The organism is bacterium (genome assembly GCA_021372535.1).
Classification (GTDB): Bacteria; Latescibacterota; Latescibacteria; order Latescibacterales; family Latescibacteraceae; genus JAFGMP01.
Genome location: JAJFUH010000063.1, coordinates 1 through 26,881 on the forward strand (window position 1 = coordinate 1; position 26,881 = coordinate 26,881).

A 26,881-nucleotide genomic window follows, 5' to 3' on the forward strand; every position below is an offset into this window, starting at 1 on the left:
CTTCGGCGACTGTCTTCCTCTCTTCGGGTGTGAGCCGGTCATAGAGGAGGTCGTAGCCGAGCGCAAGGTCGGTGAGCATGATACCGGTTATGTAGTAGGAATGCTTGCCCTGGTTGAGAATATGAGGCGGGACGTACGAGGGCCATTCAGCCATCTTGAGGAGCGCCCCGCGCGCTGCATCCCCTGCCCCGGCGTCTCCGGAGAGGGCGTAAACGAGGGCGTTCTCGCGTATGTAGTCCTGCGGCTCCCGTATCTCTCTGCCGTAATCGCCGAAAACGGGCAGCCAGTGGATGTCGTTGAGGGCGTCGAATTTATAAGCAAAATCGTCGACCGTATGTTCGGCACGAGCGCGGTCGGCGCGGCTCCTGATCGCCTCCCAGACCGTTTTCCCGCGGCCTGACGACATCTTTCCCCTGATGGCGCTCATATCCTCATGGGAATAGTACAGGCGCGGGTGGTCATCAGGGGCGTCCTTACGTCTGACAAGGAACACAAGGCTCGTGGAAAACGTCCCGCCGTTTTTATCGGCCAATGAAACGGTTGCCCGCCAGAAACCGGGGCCTGTTCCGCTCTTTTCATCGAGCGGAATGGTGACCGACCACTGTCCGCCGGAAGTACGCTTCATGGAAAACTGCCGCTCATCGCCGCCGGTGAGGGCGCGCACAAGCCGGACCTGCACCTTGCCTGTTTCGACAGGGGCTGTACCGGAAATGGTGACCGTTCCGCCCGCAGTGAAGTGGGTGCCGGCGATATGATCTTTCCACTCATCGAGCTTGTGAACCTTCGGGGCTGTGAAGACAAAGGGGCGTTCCCGCTTTCCGGTGAGCTTAACATCGTCGAGGCCGAAACGGAGGAGCGTTTCCGGGTCGGCGTTCGGACAGACCGCCATGAAAGCGATCCCGTCGACCTTTTTGCACACTCCCGCGGGAAGAATGTCCGCCAGACGGACCGTACAGTCCTTCCACACCTGGATTTCATCGAACGGCACCAGACGCTCCTTCATGACACCGTTGCCGAAACCGAACCGCACCATGACGCCTTTCGTTCCACGGTAGCTCTTGACGAAGGCGCGGAATGTCAGCACGCTCGAAGAATCCACGTACATATCGAGGAGCTTACGGGCGCCGAACTCGTAATCGATGTCGTAATCAGGGGTGATTTCACGCCAGAGAGCACGGTTTTTCACATTCTTTTCGCTGAGAAGCGGCAGAACATGAATGCTCGGGTCGTATGCCGTATCCTGGGACGGCGGGTAGCTTGCCCAGGGGCCGACTGCGCCGCTCTCGAAGTCCTCGGTATAAATACAGTCCTCAAGGACCGGCGCGCCATACGCAGCGCTGATTTCGGCGCCATCACCGGAACCGGTGAACGAAACCGGAGATGCAATCAAAAACGCTATACAGAGACAAAAAAGGGCAACTCTCATAATTTTTCCTTTCTATGGTCAACGATAAATCCGGCATATGTGGTATGATTTGTGACAAGAGAAGCATATAGTATAATACACAACCGATACCTGCATACAAATCAAAAATATATAAATGGCGGCGCCCCATTTCATCCTTGATTTTACCCGCTAAAAGCGTATTTTACGGTAAATCCGGGTTTTATCTCTGTAAACCTCTTACTTTCATATTTCATCATGACACAACCGGTATTCAGAAAGGACAACGCTTTTTTTTCAGTTCTGCTTGTCCTGTTTTCTCTCTACGCGGCCATTTTCATTTCCAGAACAAGCTTCGTTATCGACGGCGAACGGTATTTTTCACTGTTCGACGATGCCATGGTCTCCATGCGATATGCCCGGAATCTTGCCGGGGGACACGGTCTCGTCATGAATCCCGGGGAGCGTGTCGAGGGAATAACCAACCCCCTCTGGACACTCTACATGGCCGCCGTTCACCTGCTCCCCGTTCCGCAGCCGAAAATTTCTCTCGTTATTCAGATTACCGCGGCGTTCTGTCTTGTTCTCAACCTCTTTTTTGTCCGCAGCCTCGCGCTCCTGATTTCGGGAAACAGGCCGCCCGTTGCCATTGCGGCGGTTTTCCTCACCGCCTTTTATCTTCCTCTCATAAACTGGAGCCTTCAGGGTATGGAAGTGTGTCTCCTGACTCCGCTTCTGAGCTGCATCACGGTGCGGGTGCTCCGCGCGCTCCGCGAAAACAGGGTTCCGGTCGAAACATACATACTGCTCGGCATCGGAACGCTCATCCGTATCGACATGGCGGTGCCGCTCTGCGGCGTATGGCTGTTCCTGCTCGCGTTCGGGGGAAAAGATCGCAGGAAACGTAATCTCCTGTGGGGGGTTATCGTGCTTTTCATCTTCCTCGGCGGCCAGACCCTTTTCCGTGTACTCTATTATGGCGATCCGCTGCCGAACACGTACTATCTCAAGATGACCGGTTACCCGCTCTTCCTGAGAATCGCGCGGGGAGTGACAGTCTGGTGGGCTTTTATATGGAACATGAACCTGCTCCTCGTCCTTGTGCCGGTCGCGGCGCTCGTGCTGTCCGGTGACCGCCGGACCTGGCTTCCCGGGCTCCTCATAGCGCTCCAGATGCTCTACAGCATGTATGTAGGCGGCGATGCCTGGGAGGACTGGAAGGGAAGCAACCGCTATATTTCGATAATCATGCCCCAGTTTTTTATCCTGTTCATGTGGGGACTTTTTCTCATAAAAGAACGTCTCGGTACGCTCGTTACAGGACATCTGTCTTCTCGTGAAAAAAAGGGCGGTAAAAGTCCTGAGCTCTCAAAAAACCGCGAAGGGGCATATCGAGGAATACTGAGCTTCCTTTTCTTCGCAATCGTCATTCTCGCGTTTGTCAGGTTCAACAGCAATTCCGGCTCGCTTACCCTGAAGGGGATGGCTTTCATCGTTCCCCCACCCCACGTCGAGAACAACAAAACCATGGTCGAACGGGCGCTCGTGATAAAACAGATTACCACTCCCGATGCCCGGATCGCGGTGACATGGGCCGGTGCAATCCCCTATTTTTCCGAACGGTACACCGTGGACATCCTCGGAAAGACCGACCGGACAGTGGCGCACATGAAGATGCGTACCCCTTCCGGGCCGGGGAAATACACGTATTTTCTTCCGGGTCATCTCAAATACGATTACGCTTACTCGATCGGCAGGCAGGAGCCGGACGCCGTCCTCCAGTTCTGGGGGGACCTGCATGAAGCCGACCCGTACATCGCCGGGAAATATGTCAGGCTCGATGTCGGCAGTCTGTGGTTTTATATCCGCGCCGGCTCGAAAAGCATACGATGGGAGTTATTTGGAACAGGCGATCCTCAATAAAGCCTGAATATGGAAGAAGTTAAAATAAGTCTTGACTTACTGTACATATGCATAATATCATATAACGCCGGTTGATGTATCATGTTTTTCATGACAGCGGCTGGTTCTGATAATATGAATTTATTTTCTATCCGGGAATTGACAGACCTGCCGTTGCCGCTCTTTAAGTGGAACCGTGATTCTGATCGGTTCGGCAGTTCGGCAGTATCGGATACAACGGATTATTCCATGGTAATATATGGCTGATCGTTCGGCGCTCAAGTTTATCCCCATTTCGATTCAAACGATTAAAAACGACTCCATAAAATCGTTTGATCTTTTCATTAAAACTAAAACCGGCAGGTTGGTTCTCTACAGCTCCCGTGAGGAATTATTTACCCAGGAGGTTCATGACACCCTCCTCGCAAACGGCATTTCGGTTCTTTATATCAATGAAAAGGATAAAGATGCATACAACGCATATCTTGCGGAAAATCTCGCGGGTATCCTCAGCGATCCTGAATATTCAAACAGCGATAAAGCCGAATTCGCTTACCTTTCCATATCGAATATAGCGCGGGCGTTGTTTGAAAAACCTTCCGAACAGCTGATCACCTCTTATAAGATGGCTATCGCGGCGACCATGGATTTTGTTCTGAGCGAGAATGATGCTGTAAGCAATCTCATTCAATTGACCGAATTTGACCAATCCACATACAATCACTCCATCAACGTCGGTATTTTTGCCACCGGTCTTTCAAAGGCAATTTTCTCCGGCGATCCCGACCTGAACATGGCTGAAATTGCAGCCGGATTTTTCCTTCATGATATCGGAAAATGTGAAATTCCCCTCACTATACTGAGAAAACCGGGCCGCCTCACCCACGCCGAATGGAACATCATTAAAACACATCCTGTCAAAGGGCACGAAATCCTCACAAAATTCAACCACATTACACCCGAATCACGGCTCATCGTTCTCCAGCATCACGAGCGCAATGACGGGAAAGGATACCCCCGCGGTCTCAAGGGGGAGATGATTCACGTCTACAGTAAAATATGCAGTATCGCCGATGTATTTGAAGCCCTCGTCGCCGAACGTCCCTACAAAAAACAGCTCTCGTTTTATTATGCACTCAATACCATGAAAAGCGAGATGAAAAACGAATTCGATCCCGAATTTTTCAAACAATTCGTTCTGCTCTTCAGCGAATCCAGATACTCATAACAAAACTTGTTTTATATACGTTAAGAGGGCGGTTAAAAAATGGTAACATCTTGCTCGCCCCGATCCCGGCAGAATTCGAGATAATCGTCTATGGAATCACGAAAAGCTGTCTCGATTTCCTCGACCGTTGTCCCCTGAAACGTGATGACATCACGGGTGTCGACTACTTCGCCATGGAAAAGTTTTGCTTCATCATCATACTCGACATGGCCCGTATATCCCTTATAAGTCACCATGATGAATTTTCGATTTGCATTATCTATTGAATCTATCTGAATTACTTCACAAACCGGTTTGAATCCGTACCTCTCAGAGAATCTCATAATTGAATTTTCACTCGCTTTCTACCCTCACAACTCGATCCCCCTCTCCAACGCTTTGCGCGGGTGAGGGGAGAATTCAATCCGGACGTGGGAACTGCCCCTTGCTTTTTATCATAGCAGGAAATCAAAGGGTGAGGGAACACAATTTGATGTCTATTTGTGCCTTTATGTCTTTGTGGTGAAATATTCCCATGAATAATCCGGGATTCAATCATGGAAATCATTCAATCAGTTTAATCAGCGGTTTACCCCTACCTCGCCCTCCAGTGCGTCCCCATGAGGCAGGTCTTCTCCCCTGCCCTGTCGATCTGGTAATAGACCGTGAAAATGGAGCCGTCCCCCAGCTCGGTCGATGCCGGATACCCGAGGTCGCCGTTCGGCGCTCCCGTAAGCTCGATGATATGGTCGATATCCCATGTCTTTCCGCCGTCACGGGATATGCAGGCACGCTCCCCGAAGGGTTCCTTCCGGTATCCGTACACGACGACGAGCCTGCCGTCACGAAGCTGTATGAGGTGCGGCGGAAGACCCCAGATACCAGTCGATTCGGGCGTCGACCATGTCCTGCCGCCGTCCTTCGACACGCTCTGGCGCATGATCCAGTCGTCACGGTTTTGCGGCTGGTACCGTATCATGGCAAGGATAGTACCGTCCCCGTTTTCGACAGCGTGCAGCTCGTGGCAGTGATCGATGCTTCCTCCGGGAGGAAGAGGGATGGTGCCGATCTTTGTCCATGACACCCCGTCATCACGTGATTCTATCACATCGAGCGCTTCCGGCTTTGCCCAGAGCGTCTTGCCGACATAGAGAATACGGCCGTCCCGGAGCTGTATGGGCCCATGGGGAGAGTTGACCGCCACCCGTATGGGATCGCCCCATGTCGCGCCGCCGTCCTCCGAGCGCCTCACCCAGCAGCCGAGCCACTGCTTCCGGATTTCCGGGCTGAGCTTTTCGGCGTGACGTTTCCAGCTTTCGATGACCGATGCGGGATAGTGCTTTTTATAGGCTGAATCGTCGAACGCAAGCGAGGTGAACCACGATACGAGGATCGTTCCCTTCGCCGTCACGATGACACCGGCGTCACGGTCGTCGAGGGGAGTATTGTTGACCGTAACCGGCGCCGACCACGTTTCCCCGCCGTCGGCGCTGCGAACCATCTCTGTCTTGCCCCAGGGACATACATGTTCGTCACGGTCTCCGGAAAATACGGCGACGAGATCCCCGTTCTTCGTCCGTGCGACCGACGGCCAGCCGATGTAACGCCCCGGCTCCTTACAGACAACCGCGGTCGAGAGGATTTCGGCGTCCGGCTGCTGTGCTCCTGCGGTTGCCGTAAATCCCGGTAAAATCACGGCTGCGGCTGCAATACATACCGCCGCAATCGATGTAATCCTGAAGAATTTTCTCAACCTATCCCCTCCTCTTTCTTATAGCAGGGGCAATTCATAAATTACCCCTACTCAAAAACGCTGTCATCACGGAAAGGACCGCCCCAAACCATCAGACTCGGCATCTGCCGGTATACCTGCTCGCCGCCCTTGAAACGGACAAAAATCAACATTCCGTTCTCTATCAGGTGCTTTATGTTCTGTTCAATGCACTCTCTGCAGTCGGTGAACCCGACAAGGAAACTGCTGTGATTGCACTGCACCTGGCAGCGGGCGCAGTCGGCAATGGATTTGAATGTTCCCACATCGATTTCAACCCATCGCCTGGCCTGTTCATAGGGAAGTTTGAGGCCGGTCTTTTCAACAGCTTCCTTGAGGTCTTCCGGCGATACTCCAAGAAGTTCCGCAATATCACGGTAATCGATTTCACGGATGAAATCACGAATGAACGCTTTCCGTATATCGTCGAATATTCCCAGGGGATCGTCTGTTTCCTTGACGGCTGGCCGTTTTGCTTTTGTTTCGGGGTTACGGCTCAGACGCCTCAGTTTATCGGATATGGATTTCACCGATACTCCAAAATGTTCCGCTATTTCAGACCGGCTTAGTTTATCGATGTTCTCGACCAGAAAAGCCTCATCTTCATCTGTCCAGTGTTTGGGCATATGTTCCTCCGGTTAAATCAAAAAAAATGCATTAATCCCGAAACGGGATTCATGCGTTATGTATGTATCCTGCATGAAAGACACCGTATAAGAATTACCCATGTCTCCCGTGCAGGGTATTCAGAAAGAGTAAATACTGTTTAAAAAAAGCCTTGTTAAACACACATCATGTTCGGTGATGATTTCAATGATACCCTCTCCTTGTGTTTCCCCATAGAGGAGATACCTTCGTCGGCAGGCCGTGAAAATAATAACGGGTAACGGAATTAATCATATGTATCAGCCTGCCTGTTATTTTCTGTTTATCCTCCTTATCCGCGTTATACCGCGGTCGATTGAATACTGTGAATGAATCGTGCTAATTTATTTCAACAACGGTATTTTTTTTGCCATGATTACGGTATGCATCCTGTATATGTGAAAGAAAGTGGTCCACAACCCATGAAACAGAATCCGGCGGAGCACTTATACTGATCCTGTCCCCTTCAACCGCATCGAGCTTGAGCGGTTCTATAAAGGCCGAAAAGGAGTGCTCGTTCAGTACCGTCTTCAATTCATCCATGACCTGTATCCAGATTTTTATATCTTCATTCGTTACCGTTCGTGAAACCTGGTTTTTCTCGAGCTGCTGTTTCTTGTGCATCGCTTCCTGCTTCTCCCTGACAAATTCCTTTTCGCCCGAAATACCCTTCATTTCCTGGATGAGCTCGTTCATCGCATCGTGAATCGTATATTTGACGAGGGAAAAGCTTTCCGGCCTCGACCGTGAATTTTTAAACGTCCATCGTACGGCATACCTGATGTCATCCGGGGAAAAACCCGACCGTATCATGTCGAAGAAATCGAAAATCGATTTTCTGTATGCAGCCCGTGAGACAATGCTGAATCCGATTGACTCGTAAAACTCATCTATAATATCGACAGCGTGAGCGAGAGATGTATCTGTAATGTATTTAGATATGTTTTTAGGGAGTGCACCACCGTTGCCGAGCAGAGTATAAATGTTTGTGCCTGAATAATATACAGATTGTATAAAAGAATTTTGACCTCCAGAATTCATATCATGTCCATCAAGATTTTTGAGGTCAAGCGGAGAAAAACTGTCACTGTCGGTATTTTGGACACCAGCAGGAAGACCCTGTTTTCCCTGATACTGTGAGACGTGATTTGAAGAATTTGCAGGAGCAAAACCGCGTACTCTCTTATTTTGACTGTCAGTATATTGAGGAGCATTATCTGACATGCCAATTTCAGAAGGCAAAAATATACGATAGACCGTTGCCTTATGATAATCGCTGAATTCTTTTTTTATACATCCGGTTGTTTCAAGCTCTTTTATCGCTTTTCTGACTGTCTGAAGCGAAAGATTGCACGATACCTTGAGTTTTGGGAGGCTTTCGGCCGCCCAGTTACGGTTCCAGCCGAAAGACTGGCGATACAGACGGAGATAGACTGACTGTGCGGACGGAGACAACCGTGCGAAAAGATGATCGGATACATCATTGTCAAGTTTGCAGAAATTCGAGTGAATATTGATAGTATCGGACAAATCGCTCTGTTTACGGGAAAATACACGTTCGGTTATCTTAGAAACAAAAACAGGAGTTATATCGGTTTCACCGGAAGAACTCCCTCCGGTAACGGGCAAGGAAGATTCTGCTGATGCTGTGGGTTTTTCGGCTTCCGGAATGATCTCGTGCTCGATTACAACAGAATTATCCTGAGAATCATCGATAAAATCATCGTCGACATCATCGACAATAGTTTTGGGAACATCCCAGGGACGTGCAGGGCGGTTTTTTGCAGTGCTCGGTTTACGTCTCGCGACATTGATATCGAAATTATCAGGCATAGCAGGACCTCGAGATAGAATGCACACAAAAAACGGCATACTTGAAAGAGAACGGCAATATATACAATATAAATATTTGCAACCCAAAAACAAAGTAATATAATTTATAACATGATATATAATAGCATACTAAATACTAACACAGTAATCATAACACTTCAAATATACGATAACAATAATTAACTATCAATATATGCTATAGTATAATCAGCTATTATATATAATACCATGTAATTTATACTGTCTTCATTACTACTATAGCACATACGGTATGTCATATATTAACAGTCTAAATAATATCGCTCAAATATTGAATACTTCATCAACCAGCTTGTTTATATCTATAGAGGCCCTCGAATTGGGCGCATACTCGAATATCGTCATCCCCTGGGCTGTCGCATCCGACAATGTCGTGTTCTGACGGATCATCGTATTGAGTACATATTCGGAGTAGTTTTTCCTGATTGCGTCTCGGGTCCGCTGGCTTATATTCATGCTTTCATTGTACCGGTTGAGGAAGATATAGATGTTCTGCAACATATACTCAAAGTCTTCCTCGATGTCACGGAGTGTTTCGAACAGTATCTTCAAACCGTCATAACTCAGAAAATCCGCGAGTACCGGTACAAGAAGATCATCCACAGACAAAATGGCGTTAAGATTCAGGAGGCCGATATTGGGCGGCGCATCGAGTATAATGATGTCAAAGTTGTCCTCGATATCCGCAAGAGCCCGGCGAAGCTTGTATTCACGGGCGTGGAGACCTGTCAGGGACAGCTCGATGGGGGAGAGCCCGAGATTTGCCGGAATAAGCTCGAGAGTCGATAGTTTCGTCGAAGTTATCACACTCTGGATCGGGACCTTGTTGATGATCACATCATACAGTGTTTTCGTGAAATCCTCAGGATTGCATCCGAGGCATTTTGTCAGGTGTCCCTGGGCATCGAGATCGACCATGAGAACTTTGAATCCATGCTGCGCCAGACGGTAGCCATAATTTGCGCTGATGACGCTTTTGCCCGTACCGCCTTTGAAATTGAGGAAAAGCTGTTTCCGCTTTTTCGTAACAGGCGACTCGAGATTCATTGAAATTCTCAGTTCACGTATATCATCGGCGGTATAGTAACGGTACAAGGTTTTTCCGCGTTTGACCCTGTTGGCCTTGTTTATTTTTCCCTCTTTTTCCCATTTGTAGATTACCGCCTTTGAAACTCCGAGAAGCGCGGCAAATTCACCTATTGTGTACATACCGTCTTTCATTGATCACCCCGTGATAAGAAACCCGGATCAGGTATATCATATTATTTTTTATTCGTTCTGAAAAAACCCGTAACAGGTACGGTGTACGGTCTGAAATATGTTTTTTGGCATTACAGGCCAACGGTAATTATAAATCGTACAGTATTATTGTCGATATGTGATTTCTGGTATTACACGGTGTCATATTTTTCTGTTTTCTCGTGTTACCGGTGGAAAAATATTTTTTTTCATGTATATGATAAGTAAAGAAAAAATGAAATATTTTTTGTTTTATCTATGGAATCGAGCACATATCGACTGTCATTACCGGTCGATTCCATTCCGATTTTATGGATTACCATAGTTAAAAATTGTTTATACAGTCATTAAGTACTTTCCTGTATATTTTCTTGTGTAATAATTTATTAAACAGGTACGAATTGTATTTTATAGTATATATTCAATTGTTATTTCTATTAAAAGAATTGTCATATCATAGTTTTTATGGCCTATTGAATTTGAAACTATACTATATGTTTATTTGATTTTTGTCAAGTGTTTTTTTAAATCATTCTATTCACAGGAGATGCAATGATGGCAGCGCCATATCATCCCTGATAGAAAAATGGCCTTCACTGTAATCTCTATAATCTCTCACGGCGCTCGACGACTCTCCCGATGAACTTGATTTTTTCACGATCGACCACCAGTGGTTCGTAGTGATCGTTTTCCGGTTGCAGGATAACCTTCCCGTTGTTGAGAAAAATAACCGTTTTGAGTGTCCGATCGCCCTCATGAACCGAAACAACCGCGCAGCTGCGGTTCGTAATCGGAGCGTTTGGAGAAATGATGACGATATCGCCCGAGTTAATACGCGGTGACATGCTGTCGCCATCCACGATGAGGGCGAAAGCGTTAGGGTCGGCCACATCGCCCCGGTCGATGAATTCCTCGCCGAAACCGACAGGGTAATCACCGTCCGTCCATTCAGCCGGTATACCTGCGGGAATTTTTGAAAGGAGGGGGACCTTGTCCGGTTTCAATGCTGTTCCCGTCAGCAGGTAATCCGCTGTCGTATTGAGCGCCCGGGCGAGCTTGATAAGAGCCTGAGCGTTTGGTACTTTAATACCGCGCAGATAGTTGCGTATCGCTACCTGGGTAAGCCCGGTAAGCCGAGAAAGCTCGGCGGCATTTGCGATGTTTCTTCGTTCCATCATGTAAGCAAGACGGTCTTTAAGTTCCGTGATTCCCATAAAATTTCTCCGCTCAATAATAAAATATAATAGTAGTATCCGGAATGATCGGGCGCCAGATGTCAGGTGATACCGAACTTACGGAGACGATCTTTGCGCTTCCGTGCTTCTTCTTCCTGTTCTTTACGGCGGTCTTCAGCCATTTTTTCCTGTTCGGCGCGCCAGGATGCTTCTTCTTCCATGATCCGCTGAAGCTCGCTCTGTCTCTTTTTCTCGGCTTCTTCCTTTTTCGCCTTTCTCTGCTCAGGCGTTTGAATACCTTTCCGCGCACAGAAATCGTTGAATTCCTTTACGGATATTTCAAGATCACGGGCTGCTGATTCTGATGAACGGGCGTTCTGAGCGGTTACGATAGCCCTGATTTCGAACCGGCGTTCGATGAACTGCTTTTTGAGGATTTGCCGTATGTTGACAACGAAAACAAGCATGACGCCGGCCGCGACAATATCAATGGCGAGTATTATGAAGAAAACTTTATAGAGAAAGAGTTGCAGCATACCGGGCCTCCTTTTCATGAAACTGATGTAATATAATAATGAAACGACTGTTAGGCAAGCACTTTTTTTATGATAACATCATTAGCCAAACGAACGGTAGCACAAACAGTTATACCGGAAACACCCTTTGCGATGCACATTTTATTGACTTTATAACTGAATGTTGTATCTATTTTTTTACTCTCCACAACATCGTGTAGTATTAAAACTGTGTTTAAAAAAACGAAACCGTCGATGTGCCGCTCACGGTGCTGTCGTTGTTACCGGTGCAGGCAAATGAACGTTATGAATGACAGGCACAAGGCGTGAAAAACAGGCACAAGGCATAAGGCATAAGGCACAAGGCATAAGGCATAAGGCATAAAGTGAAAAGATGAAGAACAGGGATAGAGCATAAGTGGAATGATGCGGCTGGTATTGTGTGGGAGTTTTAAGAGGGTACCGGAGGGACTTTTCGCCAACAGCCCGTCCCCGACCTGATCGGGAGATTCAATGCCGGGGGAAAGGGGAAAGTACTTGAGGACAGAAGGAATGAAGAGAGCGGAAGGCATCAGAAACAGCTTGACAAAACGATGTATATCCCGTACTATTGCAATAATCCGCTTCGGCGGAAAGCACTAAACTTAACAGGCGAGCTTGAGGGAGCCTCCCGTGCCGAAATTATGACGGCATCATGCGGAGGCTTTCTCATTTCAGGGGATTCCCCTTATGCCTTGTCACTGGTTCACAGCTTCTGGTTTTTTAGTCTTTTTCCCCTTGTACTTTATGCCTGTCTTTATTTAGCATTTTCCCTTGTGCCTTGTGCCTTGTGCCTGTCTTTCATGCCTTGTGCCTGTCTTTTACTACCGAATGACTGCAAACAGCCGTCCGTTACGGTGCAGAACCTCGAAATCCACATCCATTGCCGTGGAAAGATTGTCCGAAGTGATCACCTCGTGTTTCAATCCCGAGGCAAGAACACGGCCATCTTTCAGGATGAGAGCATGGGTGAAGCCGGGCGGGATTTCCTCGATCCGGTGGGTCACCAGAAGCAGGGTAGTGCTGTCGGGTTGTGCTGTCAGGATATCGAGGCGGTTGAGGATGAGCTCGCGGGCTCCCATATCCAGACCCTCGCAGGGCTCGTCCAGGATCAGGAGCTGCGGATCCGCCATGAGGGCTCTGCCGATGAGGGCGCGCTGACGTTCTCCGGAAGACAGGACGCCGTACTGGCTGTCGGCGATTGTCTCGCAATGGAGGAACCGTATGATTTCTCCGGCTTTATGGTAATCATCGTCGAGCAGCTCGTTAAATATCCCCAGGCTTGCGAAACGACCGGACAGCACCACGTTGCCGAGGGTTTCACGCGGAGGGACACGTTCCGACAGGGCGGAGGACACGAGGCCGATGTGACGGCGTTTTTCACGGATGTCGATGGTGCCGTAACGGTCGCCGAGGACGGTTACCGTGCCGGACATGGGCCACACATAGGCGGTGATGATGTTCATGAGCGTGGTTTTACCGCTTCCGTTCGGTCCGAGCACTGCCCAGTGTTCGCCGCGGCGGACTGTCAGCGAAATGTCGGACAGTATGGTACGGCTGCCGCGGGAAAGCGAGACACTGTCGAGGATGAGAACGGGTTCCATGATTAATGATCTGTTCTTGGAGAAAAAGTTGAAATTGCCCGAACAGTTCTTGAGAGACTTTCGGAATGTTCCTTTGCTTGTGCAATATTCCATAAATTATTTACAAAAGCGCATAAACAGTTGTTATAATTACGTCCCACCTGAGCTGTGCTGTATTGAAGAGGAACAATGTCTTCCTTTATTCTTTTTATTCTTGATTTACGGGCAAGATTTATTAAGAACTGTTTGGGGTTTGAGATTGTATCGGTCGGGTAGGGGATTTTTTTTACAGATATTTCTAAATAGGCTGCAAAACCTTCTCTATCTGCAAGCAGCCATGATTCTACTTCCCGTACAGCGATTCTGTAGAGAAGGTTGTTATGTTTTATACGGGGCCCTTTTTGATTGATAAGAACAGGCGGACATTCGTATGTATCGAGATCTCGAAGGATAATGAAAGGAATGGTTTTGGATGCCTGAGCAAATCCATTGATGGATTTATCAATGAATGCACAGCCACTCTTGCCATAAGTGGTTGAAATTACGATATTAAGCCCTGATTCTCGGATAATTTTCTTCAGAATCTCTTCACTTAATTCGTCTTCAACAACGATGCTTATATATAGAATATTATCGTCCATTAAATAGATCAAGTTGATAAATATTACTGATTTTCTCAGGTTCCGTATGAGGCAGAACCGTATCAGCCACTGTTAATCCGCTTTCGAGAAGAGTTCTTATCTCATTGTTATCTATTGCCGGTATTGCCGTAGTTTTTTCTGTTTCGGGTCTGAGCATTATAACTTCATCTCCGCCAATTCCTCTGTCCGATAACAGTTCATAACTGTGTGTACTTATTATAACCTGAATTTTTTTCTTTTTCGTCCGTAAAACATCGTGAATCATCCAGGGAAGTTTCTTTACAACTCCGGAATGGAGAGACAATTCCGGTTCTTCCAGGAGAACCATTTCATCGGCATCCAAAAGAGACCATAATAGACCGATCAGCCTCAATGTACCGTCGGAAAACTGATCCTCTGATTGGTGAGCACCTTTTGCGCGCCAGTGTTCATAGTTCATTTCCAAGTGGGGATTGCCTTCATTATCAGTTTTATATTCGAGTTTTTTAAGATGGGGAACAACCAACTGTAAGACCTTTTCTATTTTCTTAAAACGGGAATTAACTGTTTTTTTTGATGTTTTTGACAAATAGAGCAGAAATTTACTTCCATGTGAATCTTCTAATGTACTTTTTTTATAAGTAAAATCATCAGAAAATCTGATGAGCTGTGGAATGATATGAAGATATTTAATTGAAGTAAAAAATCTATAAATTTCTCTGAATTTTATGTTGGTGCTTGCATGTTCGAGATGTGTAAATGTTTTTTGCATGAAGTCTTTATCATCTTCAGGTTTTGGCCTGTCCAGTAAAAGCTTATTACGCTCCCATACCTTTTCGGTACTTATATAAGGTTCGTTTCCCCCGCCTTTTCTCTGTCTTATTCCAATTGCGTATTTCCAAAAAGGTTCCTGTTCTTTTAACTCTGATAAATGAATTTCTATATAGATTTCAGGATACCTGCGGGCTGAAAGGCATCTGATTTTTGAGATGCCGCCTCTGTTTTCAATAGCCTTAATAAAACCGTTTGTTGCAATGTCCCGTAAGAAGAGAAAAGCATCGAGGAAATTCGACTTGCCTGAGGCATTGGGGCCAACAATAAAGACGCGATCACCCAAAGCGACATCTACATCGAGAAAATTTTTCCAGTTTCTCAGTAATACCCGTGAAATGATCATTTCCCACCTTACCTTTTATTCCTGATTTTCCCGATAAAATCCGAAAGTTTTGAGAATGAAATGGGTTTCTGGAGGATTAAATCGACCGTCGGCTCCTTTGCATTGAGTGCGAGAATGGTTTCTTCCCACCCGCTGAGCATGATGATGATCGTTTCGGGATTCTTGAGCTTGATGTAACGGGCGAGCTCCCAGCCTGAAACACCGGGCATGTTGAGATCGGTTATCACCACGGGATACGTGTGGTGTTTCGCATAGTCGAGTCCCTTTGCGCCGCCGGTGGCCACAGTGACCGTGAACCCTTCCTTCTGGAGGAATTCACGGAGCAGGGAGCAGATGTTTTCTTCGTCATCGACAACGAGAATTTCGTCCTGATTGTCTGCAGGATGTTGTTTTTCTGCGCTTTTTTGATTGGTTGTTTTTCCTTTTATGGATGGGAGGGTGATGATGAATGTCGAACCGGCGCCCTGTTCGCTTTCGACCGAGATGGACCCGCCGAATTTCTTTATGATGCCAAACGAAATGCTCAGCCCGAGACCCGTACCCTTGTTTTTCTTTGTCGTGTAGAACGGCTCGAACAGGCGTTTCTGGGTTTCGGGAGACATACCCGATCCTGTGTCGGATATGGTGAGCAGGACGAAATTTTCCACATGATCGGTTTTGATGGTGATAGTGCCGCCTTTGGGCATGGCATCGAGGGCATTTAACATGATATTGTTGAGCACCTCACGGATTTCCGCGGCGGTGCCGAGAATTTCGGGGACCTCTTTGAGATCGGTTTCCACCTGTATGATAATACCCTGGGAGAGGGGAATATGAAACCATTTCGGTTTGAGAATATCCAGGGTGTCGATAATGATCTTGTTGATGTCTATATACTCTTCACTCTGCTGTATATATACCTGTGAAAAGTCCTGAAGACGCCTGACTATCACGGCGCCGTCCACAGCCGCAGACCTGATTTTCCTGGTGATATCGAAAATATGAGGGGAACCGAACTTTTTTTCCAGCATCTCGATATTTCCGAGGATAATCGAGAGAATATTGTTGAAATCGTGGATAACACCGCCAGCTGTTTCTCCGAGAGCGTTGAGTTTCTCCATCATTTTGAGATTGTGCTCGAACCGTTTCTGCTCGGAAACATCATAAGTGTGAATTTTATATCCCCCGGTCTTTCTCTTCGAAATGGTCGTGGTAAACAGTCCCATTACCGGCATTATGCTTCCGTCACGGCACAGGAGGTTAAATTCGTTTATCCCTTTCATTTTCTCCGGCAGGAGAGATGTAATATCCCCGAGTTTATCCCCCGGATTTGACGGGAAGAAGAAGTGTGTTATATTGAGACCTTTTTTAAAATCTGTGTTTGAATATCCGGTCTTGTCGTGAAAAACAGTGTTTGCCCTCTGGATAAAGCCCTTCTGATCGGTTTCAAACACCATCTCCGGCTCCCCGGTCATTTCGGGGAGAATATCGGATAATTCCTCCGTTGTCATGGTCTGCGGCACTGTATCTTTCAGGGTTTTTTCGACATCCGCCATGTCATGGATAATCATCATACGGTAATGTTGTTCGTTTGCGGTGAACAGTCTGGTGATCATTATAACGGGGATTGGCCGGCCGTTTTTCTTTTTATGTACAGCCCTGACATCCATTCCGCCCGACTGGGATTCCTCTTTCAGCAGTTCCGGGATACGGTCGGCGGTTTCTTCGGAAAGGAGATCGATCATGGTGAGCTTCAGTATCTCCGATGACGAATAACCGTACAGTTTCAACGCAGATTGATTACACTCGATGATTTCTCCCGGCTGCGAGGTTATGAGAATAGCGCCGGGCGCCTGATTAAAAGCCTCTCTGAACATGTCCTTCTTAATGAGAAGGTTTTCCATGTCTTCGATGAGTTTAATGAGCTCGTTTTTATTCATTTCTGCTGGGATTGTCATTGGTAAAAGCTTTCCGGTTCCTGGAAGGAAACCATGAACAGGGGAATGGCGCAGCCTGTCCCCCTGTGAATTTATAAATGTAAATAACGCAATTCTGCCCGTCAACACAATAAAAAAACGTTCTGAACAATGGAGGGTTTTCGCCCGAATATATTTCTCTTGACATTTATTATTATTATATATATATGGATATTGCATAAAGTATCAATATCTTTCCGGTTATCTCATTTATTGCTTCGGCGATTAAACAGTGATATCGGATGACGTCATGCCGAACTTGTTTCGGCATCTATTTCTGCTATTGGTATCATTATTTATCCGACGGAGCAATAATAAGCATGAAACCCTTGAAGTAATTATCGGCAGCATACACGAATAACTGAAATAATGCTTTTCTTCCCCCTCCTGTTTACGGGAGAGAGGCCGGGGGTGAGGGTAATAATTTCAAAGGTTTCAAGCATGTAAGTGAAAAGAATTTCACCGCTAAGACACAGAGGATACGGAGAAGAAAAGAATAGAGAATAAGGAACCGGCAGAAACCTATTCTCTTATAGCCTCATTCTGCCCCATCTCCGGAAGAAAGAGACAGTTGTAGGGATTGCCACTGTGGCTGCCCTGTATTGTCAAACCATAAGGAGGTCGTTCATGAAAGTATCGATGATTTTCGGCATCATCATTCTTATTGCGGTCTGTCTTTATGGAATGATGTCGGGTACGAGTTTGCTGCTCTTTATCAATCCTCCGTCGCTGGTGATCGTGGTTGGGATACTTGTCGGCGGCATCCTTGTGCCGTTCGGATGTTCCATTCCGCTCAATGCCATGAAAAAAGCGCATCAAAAAGAAGGGGTCGTCAATCCCGATGAGCTGAGACAGTACTTGCAGTTCTTCGATTACGCGTCACGGCTGTCGATAGGGGCCGGGATTGTCGGAACACTTATCGGGATTACTCAAATGCTTGCCTTGATAAACGATCCGTCAATGATCGGTCCGTCGCTTGCCGTGGCGCTTCTGACAGCCTTCTATGGAGTGCTTTTGTCGGAGCTCGTATTCCGGCCCCTGAAACATGCGCTCATGTCAAAATCCGCCTGATTGGGGTCGGTTGTAGCAGCGGAAGGTGCAGATTCAAAAACTGATAGGGGCATACATTCGGACAGCCGGGGACGCGTATGAATATTGAAAGGTGAATAATGCGGGTACATTCCGTACGGTAATTGTGCAGGAATGAGGAGAGTTGTCAGCACTGATCGGCATGGTTTCTAAACTCAACGAGGATATTGATGAAAACGTCAAGAAGGAAATTTATCGGATTGGCCGCAACATCGCTGGTATTGGCAGGCAGCGGCGTTTCAGAAGGAGCACGTGAAAAAAAGGCAGGCACAAACCAGATTCTGAATATCTATGACAACATGGTGGATAATCCCGGCGATGCGATTTCCCAGTGGGGATTTTCGACGTATATCACCTATAACGGACAAACCATTCTGTTCGATGCCGGCACCTGTCCGGATATCCTCGAGCACAACGCCAAAGCGCTTGGAGCCGATCTCGGCGCGGTAGACATCGCCGTTCTTTCGCACAGTCACTCCGATCATATTTTTGGCTTCGACTATTTTCTGAAGGTAAACAGGGATTTTACGTTTTATGTACCCAACGATTTCACGCTCGGCGGGAAAATGACAGTGAAAGTTCCGGCACTAAAATCAGGGTCGGGAACAGCAGAGGCTGACAAAGAATATCCATGTGGTTTCATGTACCGTCATCCGAACACAACCATGGTGGAGGGGCATACGGATATCGGCGATGGCATACACCTTATAACGACATCGTCGCCATTGACAGGATGGTTCAACAAATACCCGCCCAACGAGACTGAGCCGCTGTTCATCGGATTACCGGAGCTTTCTCTTGCGCTGGACCGTCCGGATGGCCAGGTAACGCTCATTTCCGGCTGCTCGCATTCAAAAATCGAAGAGATCGTAAAGGAGACGAAGAAACATCTGGGGAAGAATGTTGCTCTCGTTATCGGCGGATTCCATCATGCGCCGTATTCCGCTGACCATGTCGTTACCGTAGCGAAGATGCTGAAGGACGAGCTGGGAGTACGACAGGTTGCCACATCGCACTGTACCGGTCAGAAGGCGGTCGGCATTTTTAAGGATGTGTACAAGGATGATTTCCTCAGAGCCGGTCTTGGCTCACGGCTGGCGTTGTAGAGGATGAAAGTGAATCGATCTGTTATAACAGACCGGAGAGGGGAGACAATGGTTTTCATTTTCTCCCCCTAATGCCTTTCTTCTCATCTTATCACTTGTGCCTTGTGCCTTATGCCTGTCTTTAAGCTATCCACGGCCTCTGGCGCCGGAGTGTTTCGGACAGAACCTCGTTCGCGATGTTGACATCCTCCACGATCTGGAAATCATACATGCCGACACAGATAAAATCCGCGCCATTGTCGAAAGCATAGGTAAATCCCTCCTTCGGCTCTATGGCGCCCGCGGCGAGAATCTTGTAGGCGATCCACGGCTGTTTCTGGGTCTTCATGATCTCGATGGTTCCCTCGGGGTCCGTGCACCAGATGTTGTCGTTTTCCGCCTCGCCGGGACGGGCCGACCAGTAGTCGGTCTTGTGGAGCGTTTTCATCCAGAAATCGGGTTCGAGCCCGATACCGAGGCATGCTTTCACCGTGTCGAGCGAATGTGCGCCGATGCCCGCCGGGAGCCCGTTCTGCCTGATGAGGTCGAGTGCCTTTCCGATATCCTCGACCTTTCCCTCTTTCGCCAGATTGTCCGCAATACCGCCGTGAACATAGCAGGCCGATGCGCCCGCGTCGATAGACACCCTGATCCCGTCGAAAATATCTTTCCCGCCGCAGTCCGAGATGAACTGTATCTTCCCGATGTTCCGTTTCCAGTATTCGCCGATAACCCCGCACAGGACAGGATTGGTGAGAAAAGCGGTGATCCCGCACTTTTCGGCGAGCAGAAAGGTTTCGAATATCTTTGATTTGTGGTGGTAGGCCTTAACGAGCTTCGAGACATAGATGAGGTCGCGTGAGTGCGCCCAGCCGCCGATGAGATTCCCGCCGAGGATGACCCTGCTCACTTCGAGATTGCGGATTTTCGCATGGGGAATCTGCCCTTTCAGGTCTTTGAGCGAGGCGAAGTTGAACGTTTTGATGGTTGCGCTCGAAATGGCATCGGGCCTGTTTTGAAGCTGTTTTTCCTCGTAGCTCTCCCAGCCGCGCTTCCTGAGAACCGCGATGACAAACGCCCCCAGGAATGGTACGGTCGCCAGGCTCTTGATCATCTCCCTGCGGCCGAGGAAGACTGGTGGTGCAGGTTTTACGCTGCTTTTTTCGGGTGCCGGTTCGCCTGCTGCGGGGGTGCTCTCCGACCGTTGCCGCCTCAACGCCATGATCAGCCGGTCGAGGCCGAACATCCTGCCGGTGGGGAAAAAGACGAGGACACAGAGCGCGATGAGCTCGACAAGGTTTTTGTCCACATAGAGGTAACTCCCCTCGGTGATGACACCGAAGTCCATGCCGATGAACGGAGGATTTGCCACATAGTAGAGGAAAATGAGCACGATGCCGGAGATGCTGGCGATGCGGGTGAAACAGCCGAGGATAAGCCCGAGGCCGATGAGGGTCAGCCCCCACATGTTGAGGAGGTCGACGAGCCTCAGTGCGGACGGGTTGGCGGCTATCCAGTGGAACACTCCCGAAAAAATCCACTTCGATACCGAGAGGAAGCTCTGGGATGTCCAGCCGGGTGTATAGAGCTTGGAAATCCCCTCGTACAGGAAATGCCAGCCTATTGCAACGCGCAGAAGAACAAGCATCGCCGTCTGGACAGTGGTCGCTGTCCGCGCCGATGGTGTTCCGGTGTTGGTGTGTTCGTTCATAAGGTAAACCTTTCATGAGATGTGTCCCACGGCGTTGCCCGGCATTGAAATGCCGGTCTACTGTCGGAAAGTCCCTTCGGGACTCCATGACTCCGCCGATTCACCCGTATGAGTGCCGGAGGCACTTTTCGGAAATAGCCCGGGGATTCATCCCCGGGTGTTCTTTCACTGGAGGAACTGCACCTCCATGTCGTCGAACCATGTCGTCCCGCTGCCGTCCTGCTGGAGCATGAACATGAGGCATCCGATCTCCCTCGGATACGCCACCGGCTGCGGCACCTCGATTTCGAGCTTTGTCCAGCCGTTCGTTCCCGTCAGGCGCTTTGCGGTCAGAATCGGGTATATCTGCGGCGAATTCGGTACATGGTACTGCACCGCGAGCGTCGAACCGCGTCCTGTTACCGTATCGGTTTTCACCCAGCAGGAGACCCGGAAGCCTTTGCACGGCGTCCATGGTTCCATGTAGTACCCCTCGCCGTCACCCTCGGATGTGCGCCAGCGGGTGAGCCCCGGCTCCTTTTTCGAAATCTTGAGGGAATACGAGTCGTTGCGGCCCGATGTTCTGTCCCATTCGGCGCCGTTGCCCTCGATCAGCCAGGGGAACGGGTCGGTCTTTCCCGGGTAGGAATCTACGAGCCTGAGCCCCTTGTCGAAGGTCGAGATGCGCTCGTACACCGGGAGCTCTTTTTTACCCTTCAGCTCGTTGTCACGGAGCGGGGGAACGACGCCCGCCTTAAGCAGTGCCTCAGCCTGTTGAGCCGGGCACCGGAAGATGCGGTACCGGCTCCGGACACTGCTGAAAAGCTCGTCGGCGGTGAAGGCGCGGCTCAGATGAAGGTCATAACCCCACCAGCAGATACCGATGGACGACTTTTCTGCGGTGTCTCCCACGAACTGGATCGCGGGATTGCCGTCCGGCTCGAACGCGGTGAGGAACATCCCGTCGCGTTTAAGCCTGATGCCGCCTTTATGGGAGGTCACGAAATGGTTGACCGGAATCGAACAGACCGTGCCGTTCTGCGCCTCGTAAACAAAGCGCTGGTACCGCTTCTGCCACATGCCCGTGAATTCGAGCGCCGGTCCCGGACACCCCGTAAGCCACGGGTCTGCGAACTCGACCGATGGAGGGGAATCGTTGAACAGCTCCGGGCTGTTGAAAGTCAGTTCCACCTGGAAATCATAGACGTATGTTTCGCGCCCGCTGTCCCATGTCAGGGTGAGAATACGTTTCGATGTGGCTATCCCGGTCTGGTCCCCGGTCACGAAGGTTACGGTGAGACGGTCGGTGCCCTGGCCCTCGATATCGAGGTCGAGGAGACGGTCGGTGACGATGTGTCCGCACTTGCAGTAGAGCTGCACCGCCTCGACCAGGGGAGCGCCGTCCGGTGTGAGCCTGAGGTGCCTGAGGAGCGGGGGCTTGGAAACCATATTGAAAAACATGAGCTGTTCCGCGGGCTGCTCGATTATCCGCTGTTCGAACAGGGCGATGGGTATGTCGCCATCGTAAATCCACTGTTCGGGATTGACCGCCCCGCCGCGGTGCTGCCAGGTGAATACCGGCGTATGGTTCCCCGCGGCATATGAGACCCCGGCTGCCAGAAGCAGCGACAACACTGCAATCCATACCGCCGCATGAAGCGTTCGCAATGATTTCATATCCGTTAACCGCCTTTCATGAGTTGAAATGACGTCATAGTGTATTGTGCATAGTAGAGCGGAAGATGCCGAAACACGTTCGGCATGACCGTCATCCTGAACTTGTTTCATGATCTTCTTTATATACAATGACATATGGCATCCTGACCTGTTTCCGCCCGGCATTGAAATGCCGGTCTATTACCGGGAAGTCCCTGACGGGACTCATTTTCCCTTTGTCTCTCAGTACCTTTGTCCCTTAGTACCTTGTTTTTTCCCTTATGCCTTTTCCCTTGTGCCTTGTGCCTTATGCCTGCCCCTTATGCCTTATGCCTGTCTTTTACTTCAACACTAATCCTTCCGCCGTCCTGCCGAAATCGTACCGGTGACGTTTGCCGCCGGCTGTGAATGTCACGGTCGCGTCGTTCTTTCCGGAAGACAGCTTCAGCGATTTAGCGATGGCTTTCGCTTCCTTTTCGCTCTCGACCGGAAGGATGACATGCGCTACGACCGTGGTGTTCCTGCCCGCCTTTACAACTGTGCCGTAATAAGGGTCCCAGCGCACCTCGGCATTCTGCATGAACGCCTGGATGCGGTGTTTACCCGGCCTGAACTCGATTTTCCCGGATGCTGCGGGAATGAGCGCCATGTCGCCCTTTTCGCCGTTCAGGAGCACATAGCCGTCCATGACTTTCTCCTCGACCTCCGAGTGGAAGCGAACCTCGATTTCCGCATTCGTATCGGCGGCGACCTCGTCCACCACCACGGTGATGAGCGGCTTGTCGTACACGATGTGACGACGCCAGCCTTTCATCTCTTTTTTCGGATATGCGCCGGAGGGGTCCATGCAGAGGTAGTCGCGGTCTGCTCCCGGCCTGAATTCGAGTATCCTGCCGCCGAAGGGGCCGCTCCATTGCTTGTCCTTGTGTTTCATCGGTTCCTGGAGCTCGCCGTTCACGAAGACGACGTTGTGGCCGACACTCGTTGCCTGCGGATAGCTCCAGCGCTCCTCCTGGAAATAGTGCTCGTCGTACGGCGCCCGCTTCATCTCGGAGATGTATCCCGCGCCGCGCCAGTAAACGAGGAATGTGCCGCAGTCGAGGTGCCCGTGATGGGGATCGTCGTGGAAACCTGCCTTCGCGGCGATGACAACCTTCTCCGGGTCGGTGAAATCGCTCCGCATCACCGCCCAGTCGATGGTCCTGAAGTGGTGCGACAGATGGTCGGGCAGACCGGGTTCGACCGTACTCTTCGGCCAGATGATGTCGAACATGCCCGATCCCTTGCCGAGGATGGTATCGCGGTACCAGACTGCTTCACGGCTGCCGGTTTCCGACGCGAGCTTGTTGTAGTAGTATGTTCTGCCGACCGGGCCGTCGCCCGAATCCTCGAAATTGACCGTCCTGTTCGGCGGAATGAGGTTGAAGAGCGGGCAGTTGACCGTATTTTTCGCCAGCTTCGGGTGTTTGAACAGGTTGTATTTCCCGCCGCTCATGCGGTTGAGCGCGTCGGCGAACATCGCCGATGTCGAGGTGCCGTAATACCAGTAGGAGCACCCTTCCTGCCAGCCGCCGTCCTCGTCGATCTGGTCGAGCATCTTGCCGATGCGGTTGTAGGACTCGGCGACGACATCATAGACACGACGGTCATCGGAGAGAATGGAGAGCGCCGCGATGCCGATCCCCGAGTTGCACACGCCCGCCCAGTTGCACCGGAACGCGCTCGACCACCAGAGAAATTCGTAGTTTCCCTTTACGGTCAATATGGCTTTTTCGAGGAGCGCCCCCCTGATACGATCGCGCTGCGCCTTGTCGAGAACGGGGTAGAGCCAGTCGAACACCGTGGCGATATCGCGGGCCGTCTCGGCTGTCCAGAGGTCGCACCCGAAGCTCACCTGGTCGTCGGGAACATTCCACGGCCATACCCGGGTGTAGATAATGGGGAACTGGTGATACCGTGTCGACCAGCACTCGATGTCGCAGACCGCGTCGGCATACTCGAAGGATTTCTCGGCGTATTTCCGCTCCCCGGTCATCTGGTACACGAAGGCGAGATTCAGGGCGGCGTCGGTGTACGAGCGCTGGTAACCCGCCCGTGGATTGCTGCCGGTGAAGTTGGGATTCTTGGGCTGAACCGGAACCTCGGGCTCGATCGTCTTTTCGAGCAGGCGGTCTGCCTCCTCCCGCAGTTTTTTCATGATCCCGCCGCTTTCGGGATCGCTCTGAATCCGTTCGAGTATCGCGGGTTTGTCCTGCGCGGAGAAGTAGAGGTACGGGTGTTCGGGTTTATCCGGCAGGGCAGACTGAATGTCCTGCGAAGTTATATCTGCGGCTGCTTGCGATACGGCCGCTGCGAGTATCAATGCGAAAACGAGCGCGTATTTCATGGAACGCCTCCTCACGCCGAAGTTACGGCAGTTTGTGCGTGCGATATGCCATTGGATATGATTGTTGTCCCTCTTCTCTACCCGAACTCACCCCTGGCCCCTCTCTTGCCACAAGAGAGGGGAAGCGCCACCAACATCTATTTTATCAAAGTGTTATACGCGGGGTGAGTTTCCATAATGAATAATAGCAATATCATGTTTTACTGTAAACAACAAGATATTCAAAATTTTTTACCGGCCTGTTCTTGTATTCCTCTATTATAATGAGTTTGCGGTGAGGGGGAAAATAGTTTCTCGCGGCATATTAACACATCCGCCGCCCGAATTCCCCCCTAAAACTGTTTACCCGGGATTTCCATGATCAGCCGGATGACCGCGATTAAAAAATCCGGGTAATCTCTTAATCCCGGCAATCCCGGTTCCGGGTATTGTCCTTGTTGGGGGTACCATAGGGAACAATATTTTTGTAATAATGATTTATTTTATACTTGTTATTCGATGAAAATTGTTATAATGAGCATTAATGGGAAAAAAATCAGATTTGCATATCAATTCCTCAAATAACCGGAGGGGGAATTATGAGTGACTTTACACATGTGAACTTTCTTGAAACCGATATCGGTAGAATCAAAGCAGAAAATAAGTTTATCGATAGTTTCGTTGATCTTTCCGGCCATGTGACGTATCAGGACAACAACACAAATTTTTATTTTTGGGGTAAGGATCCACTGGGAGGTGGAAATATAATATATGGCAGTTATGAAAATATTGAATTACAAGGACTTAAACAGCGGGCTTTGAAAATGATTTCTTCTTCAAATGTATCTTTGGTAATGAATGTAGAAATAAAGTGTACGGCAATAAGCGCTCAAAGACTGTGTGTAGGGATTATAGATATTAAGTCTGAAAAATACAATCATATCGGTGAAAAATCAGTCAATGGTTTGACAACGGTAGGATTATCCAAAAAATTCGATTTTAAAAAAAATCAGGATTTTGTTTTGATTGTATGGCAGGGAGATATCGGAGATTTCATACACATATTCGATCAGAATAACCCGAATTGGAAAAATGTTGTAAATTTCAGCTTTCATTGAGATAACAGAAAATGGCAAATCAACGCGGATACCAATTTTACTTTCGCGACATTTAACTGATTATTTACACCGTTTCTTCAATCATTATGGCCCGGAATGTAAACATAATCGAGAAAAATTACGATCTGATTGCGGAGAAATACGCGGAAACGTTCGCGGACGAGCACGACCGGAAACCGAAAGACCGTGAAATACTCCTCAGGTTCTCGCGGGAGATCGGGAACAGAAGGCCGGTCTGGGATTTCGGCTGTGGTCCCGGGAATACGTCGCAGTACCTGAAGGACCTCGGTGTTGACATTTCGGGGCTCGATCTGTCGGGAAAAATGCTCGAACAGGCGCGAACGATACACCCTGATATACCATTCCGCAAGGGGGATATGCTCGATCTCGAATTTGACAGCGGCTCGATTGCGGGCATCGTTGCTTTCTACGCCATAGTTCACTTCACAGCCGAACAGGCGGGCACGGCATTCCGTGAGGTATTCCGTGTGCTGAAGACGGGCGGATTGTTCCTGTTGACATACCACATCGGCGGGGAGACAATCCACCTTGACGAGTTTCTCGGCAAAAAAATCGATATGGACTTCATGTTTTTCACTTCCGATTTCATCGGAGGTTGTCTCAGGGACTGCAGATTCGAAAAGATAGAGATAATAGAGCGAGAACCGTATCCCGGAGTGGAATACGAAAGCCGCAGGGCCTATGTGTTCGCGATAAAACCGGGCATGTGAACGGTTTTACTGAAAAGGCGCCTAACCGTCATTCCGCCGCGCCTGTTCGCGGCAGATTTGGCG

The 26,881-nt window shown here is 49.3% G+C and carries 19 protein-coding genes and 2 pseudogenes; 6 read left to right on the forward strand and 15 right to left on the reverse strand.

Annotated elements, in window-relative coordinates:
- Positions 1–1,426, reverse strand: a 1,426-nt coding sequence (locus tag LLG96_06670; GenBank protein ID MCE5249888.1) for a hypothetical protein, incomplete at its 3' end; no start/stop codon positions are given.
- A 216-nt stretch (positions 1,427–1,642) separates the two neighbouring features.
- Here LLG96_06670 and LLG96_06675 point away from each other — a divergent pair.
- Together LLG96_06675 and LLG96_06680 are read left to right on the forward strand one after the other, a co-directional pair.
- Complete coding sequence (locus LLG96_06675) at positions 1,643–3,307, forward strand: hypothetical protein (GenBank protein MCE5249889.1); 1,665 nt, start codon at positions 1,643–1,645, stop codon at positions 3,305–3,307.
- A gap of 238 nt (positions 3,308–3,545) precedes the next feature.
- Positions 3,546–4,514 (forward strand): HD-GYP domain-containing protein, encoded by a 969-nt coding sequence (locus tag LLG96_06680; protein ID MCE5249890.1) that lies wholly within the window; start codon positions 3,546–3,548, stop codon positions 4,512–4,514.
- 50 nt (positions 4,515–4,564) lie between these two features.
- Here the strand turns inward: LLG96_06680 and LLG96_06685 are convergent.
- From LLG96_06685 to LLG96_06735, 11 genes and pseudogenes are all read right to left on the reverse strand, one after another.
- Positions 4,565–4,750, reverse strand: a pseudogene (locus tag LLG96_06685) (type II toxin-antitoxin system HicB family antitoxin).
- A gap of 338 nt (positions 4,751–5,088) precedes the next feature.
- On the reverse strand, positions 5,089–6,246 hold the full coding sequence (locus tag LLG96_06690; GenBank protein MCE5249891.1) for a glycoside hydrolase: 1,158 nt from the start codon (positions 6,244–6,246) through the stop codon (positions 5,089–5,091).
- A gap of 47 nt (positions 6,247–6,293) precedes the next feature.
- Positions 6,294–6,890: a hypothetical protein gene (locus LLG96_06695; GenBank protein ID MCE5249892.1), complete on the reverse strand. Its 597-nt coding sequence runs from the start codon at positions 6,888–6,890 to the stop codon at positions 6,294–6,296.
- Positions 6,891–7,248: 358 nt separating this feature from the next.
- Positions 7,249–8,742: a helix-turn-helix domain-containing protein gene (locus tag LLG96_06700; protein ID MCE5249893.1), complete on the reverse strand. Its 1,494-nt coding sequence runs from the start codon at positions 8,740–8,742 to the stop codon at positions 7,249–7,251.
- A gap of 303 nt (positions 8,743–9,045) precedes the next feature.
- Positions 9,046–10,002, reverse strand: coding sequence for an AAA family ATPase (locus LLG96_06705; GenBank protein ID MCE5249894.1), 957 nt, complete (start codon positions 10,000–10,002; stop codon positions 9,046–9,048).
- Between the two features lie 623 nt (positions 10,003–10,625).
- The gene (locus LLG96_06710; GenBank protein ID MCE5249895.1) at positions 10,626–11,234 is read right to left on the reverse strand and encodes a LexA family transcriptional regulator; all 609 of its coding nucleotides are present in this window, start codon (positions 11,232–11,234) and stop codon (positions 10,626–10,628) included.
- A gap of 62 nt (positions 11,235–11,296) precedes the next feature.
- Positions 11,297–11,731 (reverse strand): hypothetical protein, encoded by a 435-nt coding sequence (locus tag LLG96_06715; GenBank protein ID MCE5249896.1) that lies wholly within the window; start codon positions 11,729–11,731, stop codon positions 11,297–11,299.
- A gap of 842 nt (positions 11,732–12,573) precedes the next feature.
- Positions 12,574–13,353 (reverse strand): ABC transporter ATP-binding protein, encoded by a 780-nt coding sequence (locus LLG96_06720; GenBank protein ID MCE5249897.1) that lies wholly within the window; start codon positions 13,351–13,353, stop codon positions 12,574–12,576.
- A 2-nt stretch (positions 13,354–13,355) separates the two neighbouring features.
- Positions 13,356–13,973 (reverse strand): DUF4276 family protein, encoded by a 618-nt coding sequence (locus LLG96_06725; protein ID MCE5249898.1) that lies wholly within the window; start codon positions 13,971–13,973, stop codon positions 13,356–13,358.
- Positions 13,963–15,129 (reverse strand): AAA family ATPase, encoded by a 1,167-nt coding sequence (locus tag LLG96_06730; GenBank protein ID MCE5249899.1) that lies wholly within the window; start codon positions 15,127–15,129, stop codon positions 13,963–13,965. The genes LLG96_06725 and LLG96_06730 overlap by 11 nt, the downstream gene beginning before the upstream one ends.
- Positions 15,130–15,137: 8 nt before the next feature.
- A complete protein-coding gene (locus LLG96_06735) occupies positions 15,138–17,066 on the reverse strand; it encodes a PAS domain S-box protein (protein ID MCE5249900.1) in 1,929 nt (642 codons plus the stop codon).
- A gap of 645 nt (positions 17,067–17,711) precedes the next feature.
- Between LLG96_06735 and LLG96_06740 the strand changes: the two genes are divergently transcribed.
- On the forward strand, positions 17,712–18,155 hold the full coding sequence (locus tag LLG96_06740) for a MotA/TolQ/ExbB proton channel family protein (protein ID MCE5249901.1): 444 nt from the start codon (positions 17,712–17,714) through the stop codon (positions 18,153–18,155).
- Positions 18,156–18,343: 188 nt separating this feature from the next.
- Complete coding sequence (locus tag LLG96_06745; GenBank protein ID MCE5249902.1) at positions 18,344–19,279, forward strand: MBL fold metallo-hydrolase; 936 nt, start codon at positions 18,344–18,346, stop codon at positions 19,277–19,279.
- 1,180 nt (positions 19,280–20,459) lie between these two features.
- On the opposite strand, the pseudogene LLG96_06750 reads toward LLG96_06745, so the two are convergent.
- The 3 genes and pseudogenes from LLG96_06750 to LLG96_06760 form a co-directional block, all read right to left on the reverse strand.
- A pseudogene (locus LLG96_06750) lies at positions 20,460–20,906 on the reverse strand (DoxX family membrane protein).
- Positions 20,907–21,134: 228 nt separating this feature from the next.
- The gene (locus LLG96_06755; protein ID MCE5249903.1) at positions 21,135–22,625 is read right to left on the reverse strand and encodes a hypothetical protein; all 1,491 of its coding nucleotides are present in this window, start codon (positions 22,623–22,625) and stop codon (positions 21,135–21,137) included.
- A gap of 319 nt (positions 22,626–22,944) precedes the next feature.
- Positions 22,945–24,990 (reverse strand): heparinase II/III family protein, encoded by a 2,046-nt coding sequence (locus LLG96_06760; protein ID MCE5249904.1) that lies wholly within the window; start codon positions 24,988–24,990, stop codon positions 22,945–22,947.
- Positions 24,991–25,568: 578 nt separating this feature from the next.
- On the opposite strand from LLG96_06760, the gene LLG96_06765 reads away from it, so the two are divergent.
- A complete protein-coding gene (locus LLG96_06765) occupies positions 25,569–26,087 on the forward strand; it encodes a hypothetical protein (protein ID MCE5249905.1) in 519 nt (172 codons plus the stop codon).
- 86 nt (positions 26,088–26,173) lie between these two features.
- On the forward strand, positions 26,174–26,818 hold the full coding sequence (locus tag LLG96_06770; protein MCE5249906.1) for a class I SAM-dependent methyltransferase: 645 nt from the start codon (positions 26,174–26,176) through the stop codon (positions 26,816–26,818).
- Positions 26,819–26,881: the final 63 nt, after the last annotated feature.

Coding starts and splice junctions, on each gene's coding strand:
- LLG96_06675 (MCE5249889.1), top strand. CDS start 1,643: ATGACACAACCGGTATTCAGAAAGGACAACGCTTTTTTTTCAGTTCTG.
- LLG96_06680 (MCE5249890.1), top strand. CDS start 3,546: ATGGCTGATCGTTCGGCGCTCAAGTTTATCCCCATTTCGATTCAAACG.
- LLG96_06695 (MCE5249892.1), bottom strand. CDS start 6,890: ATGCCCAAACACTGGACAGATGAAGATGAGGCTTTTCTGGTCGAGAAC.
- LLG96_06700 (MCE5249893.1), bottom strand. CDS start 8,742: ATGCCTGATAATTTCGATATCAATGTCGCGAGACGTAAACCGAGCACT.
- LLG96_06705 (MCE5249894.1), bottom strand. CDS start 10,002: ATGAAAGACGGTATGTACACAATAGGTGAATTTGCCGCGCTTCTCGGA.
- LLG96_06710 (MCE5249895.1), bottom strand. CDS start 11,234: ATGGGAATCACGGAACTTAAAGACCGTCTTGCTTACATGATGGAACGA.
- LLG96_06715 (MCE5249896.1), bottom strand. CDS start 11,731: ATGCTGCAACTCTTTCTCTATAAAGTTTTCTTCATAATACTCGCCATT.
- LLG96_06720 (MCE5249897.1), bottom strand. CDS start 13,353: ATGGAACCCGTTCTCATCCTCGACAGTGTCTCGCTTTCCCGCGGCAGC.
- LLG96_06725 (MCE5249898.1), bottom strand. CDS start 13,973: ATGGACGATAATATTCTATATATAAGCATCGTTGTTGAAGACGAATTA.
- LLG96_06730 (MCE5249899.1), bottom strand. CDS start 15,129: ATGATCATTTCACGGGTATTACTGAGAAACTGGAAAAATTTTCTCGAT.
- LLG96_06735 (MCE5249900.1), bottom strand. CDS start 17,066: ATGACAATCCCAGCAGAAATGAATAAAAACGAGCTCATTAAACTCATC.
- LLG96_06740 (MCE5249901.1), top strand. CDS start 17,712: ATGAAAGTATCGATGATTTTCGGCATCATCATTCTTATTGCGGTCTGT.
- LLG96_06745 (MCE5249902.1), top strand. CDS start 18,344: ATGAAAACGTCAAGAAGGAAATTTATCGGATTGGCCGCAACATCGCTG.
- LLG96_06755 (MCE5249903.1), bottom strand. CDS start 22,625: ATGAAATCATTGCGAACGCTTCATGCGGCGGTATGGATTGCAGTGTTG.
- LLG96_06760 (MCE5249904.1), bottom strand. CDS start 24,990: ATGAAATACGCGCTCGTTTTCGCATTGATACTCGCAGCGGCCGTATCG.
- LLG96_06765 (MCE5249905.1), top strand. CDS start 25,569: ATGAGTGACTTTACACATGTGAACTTTCTTGAAACCGATATCGGTAGA.
- LLG96_06770 (MCE5249906.1), top strand. CDS start 26,174: ATGGCCCGGAATGTAAACATAATCGAGAAAAATTACGATCTGATTGCG.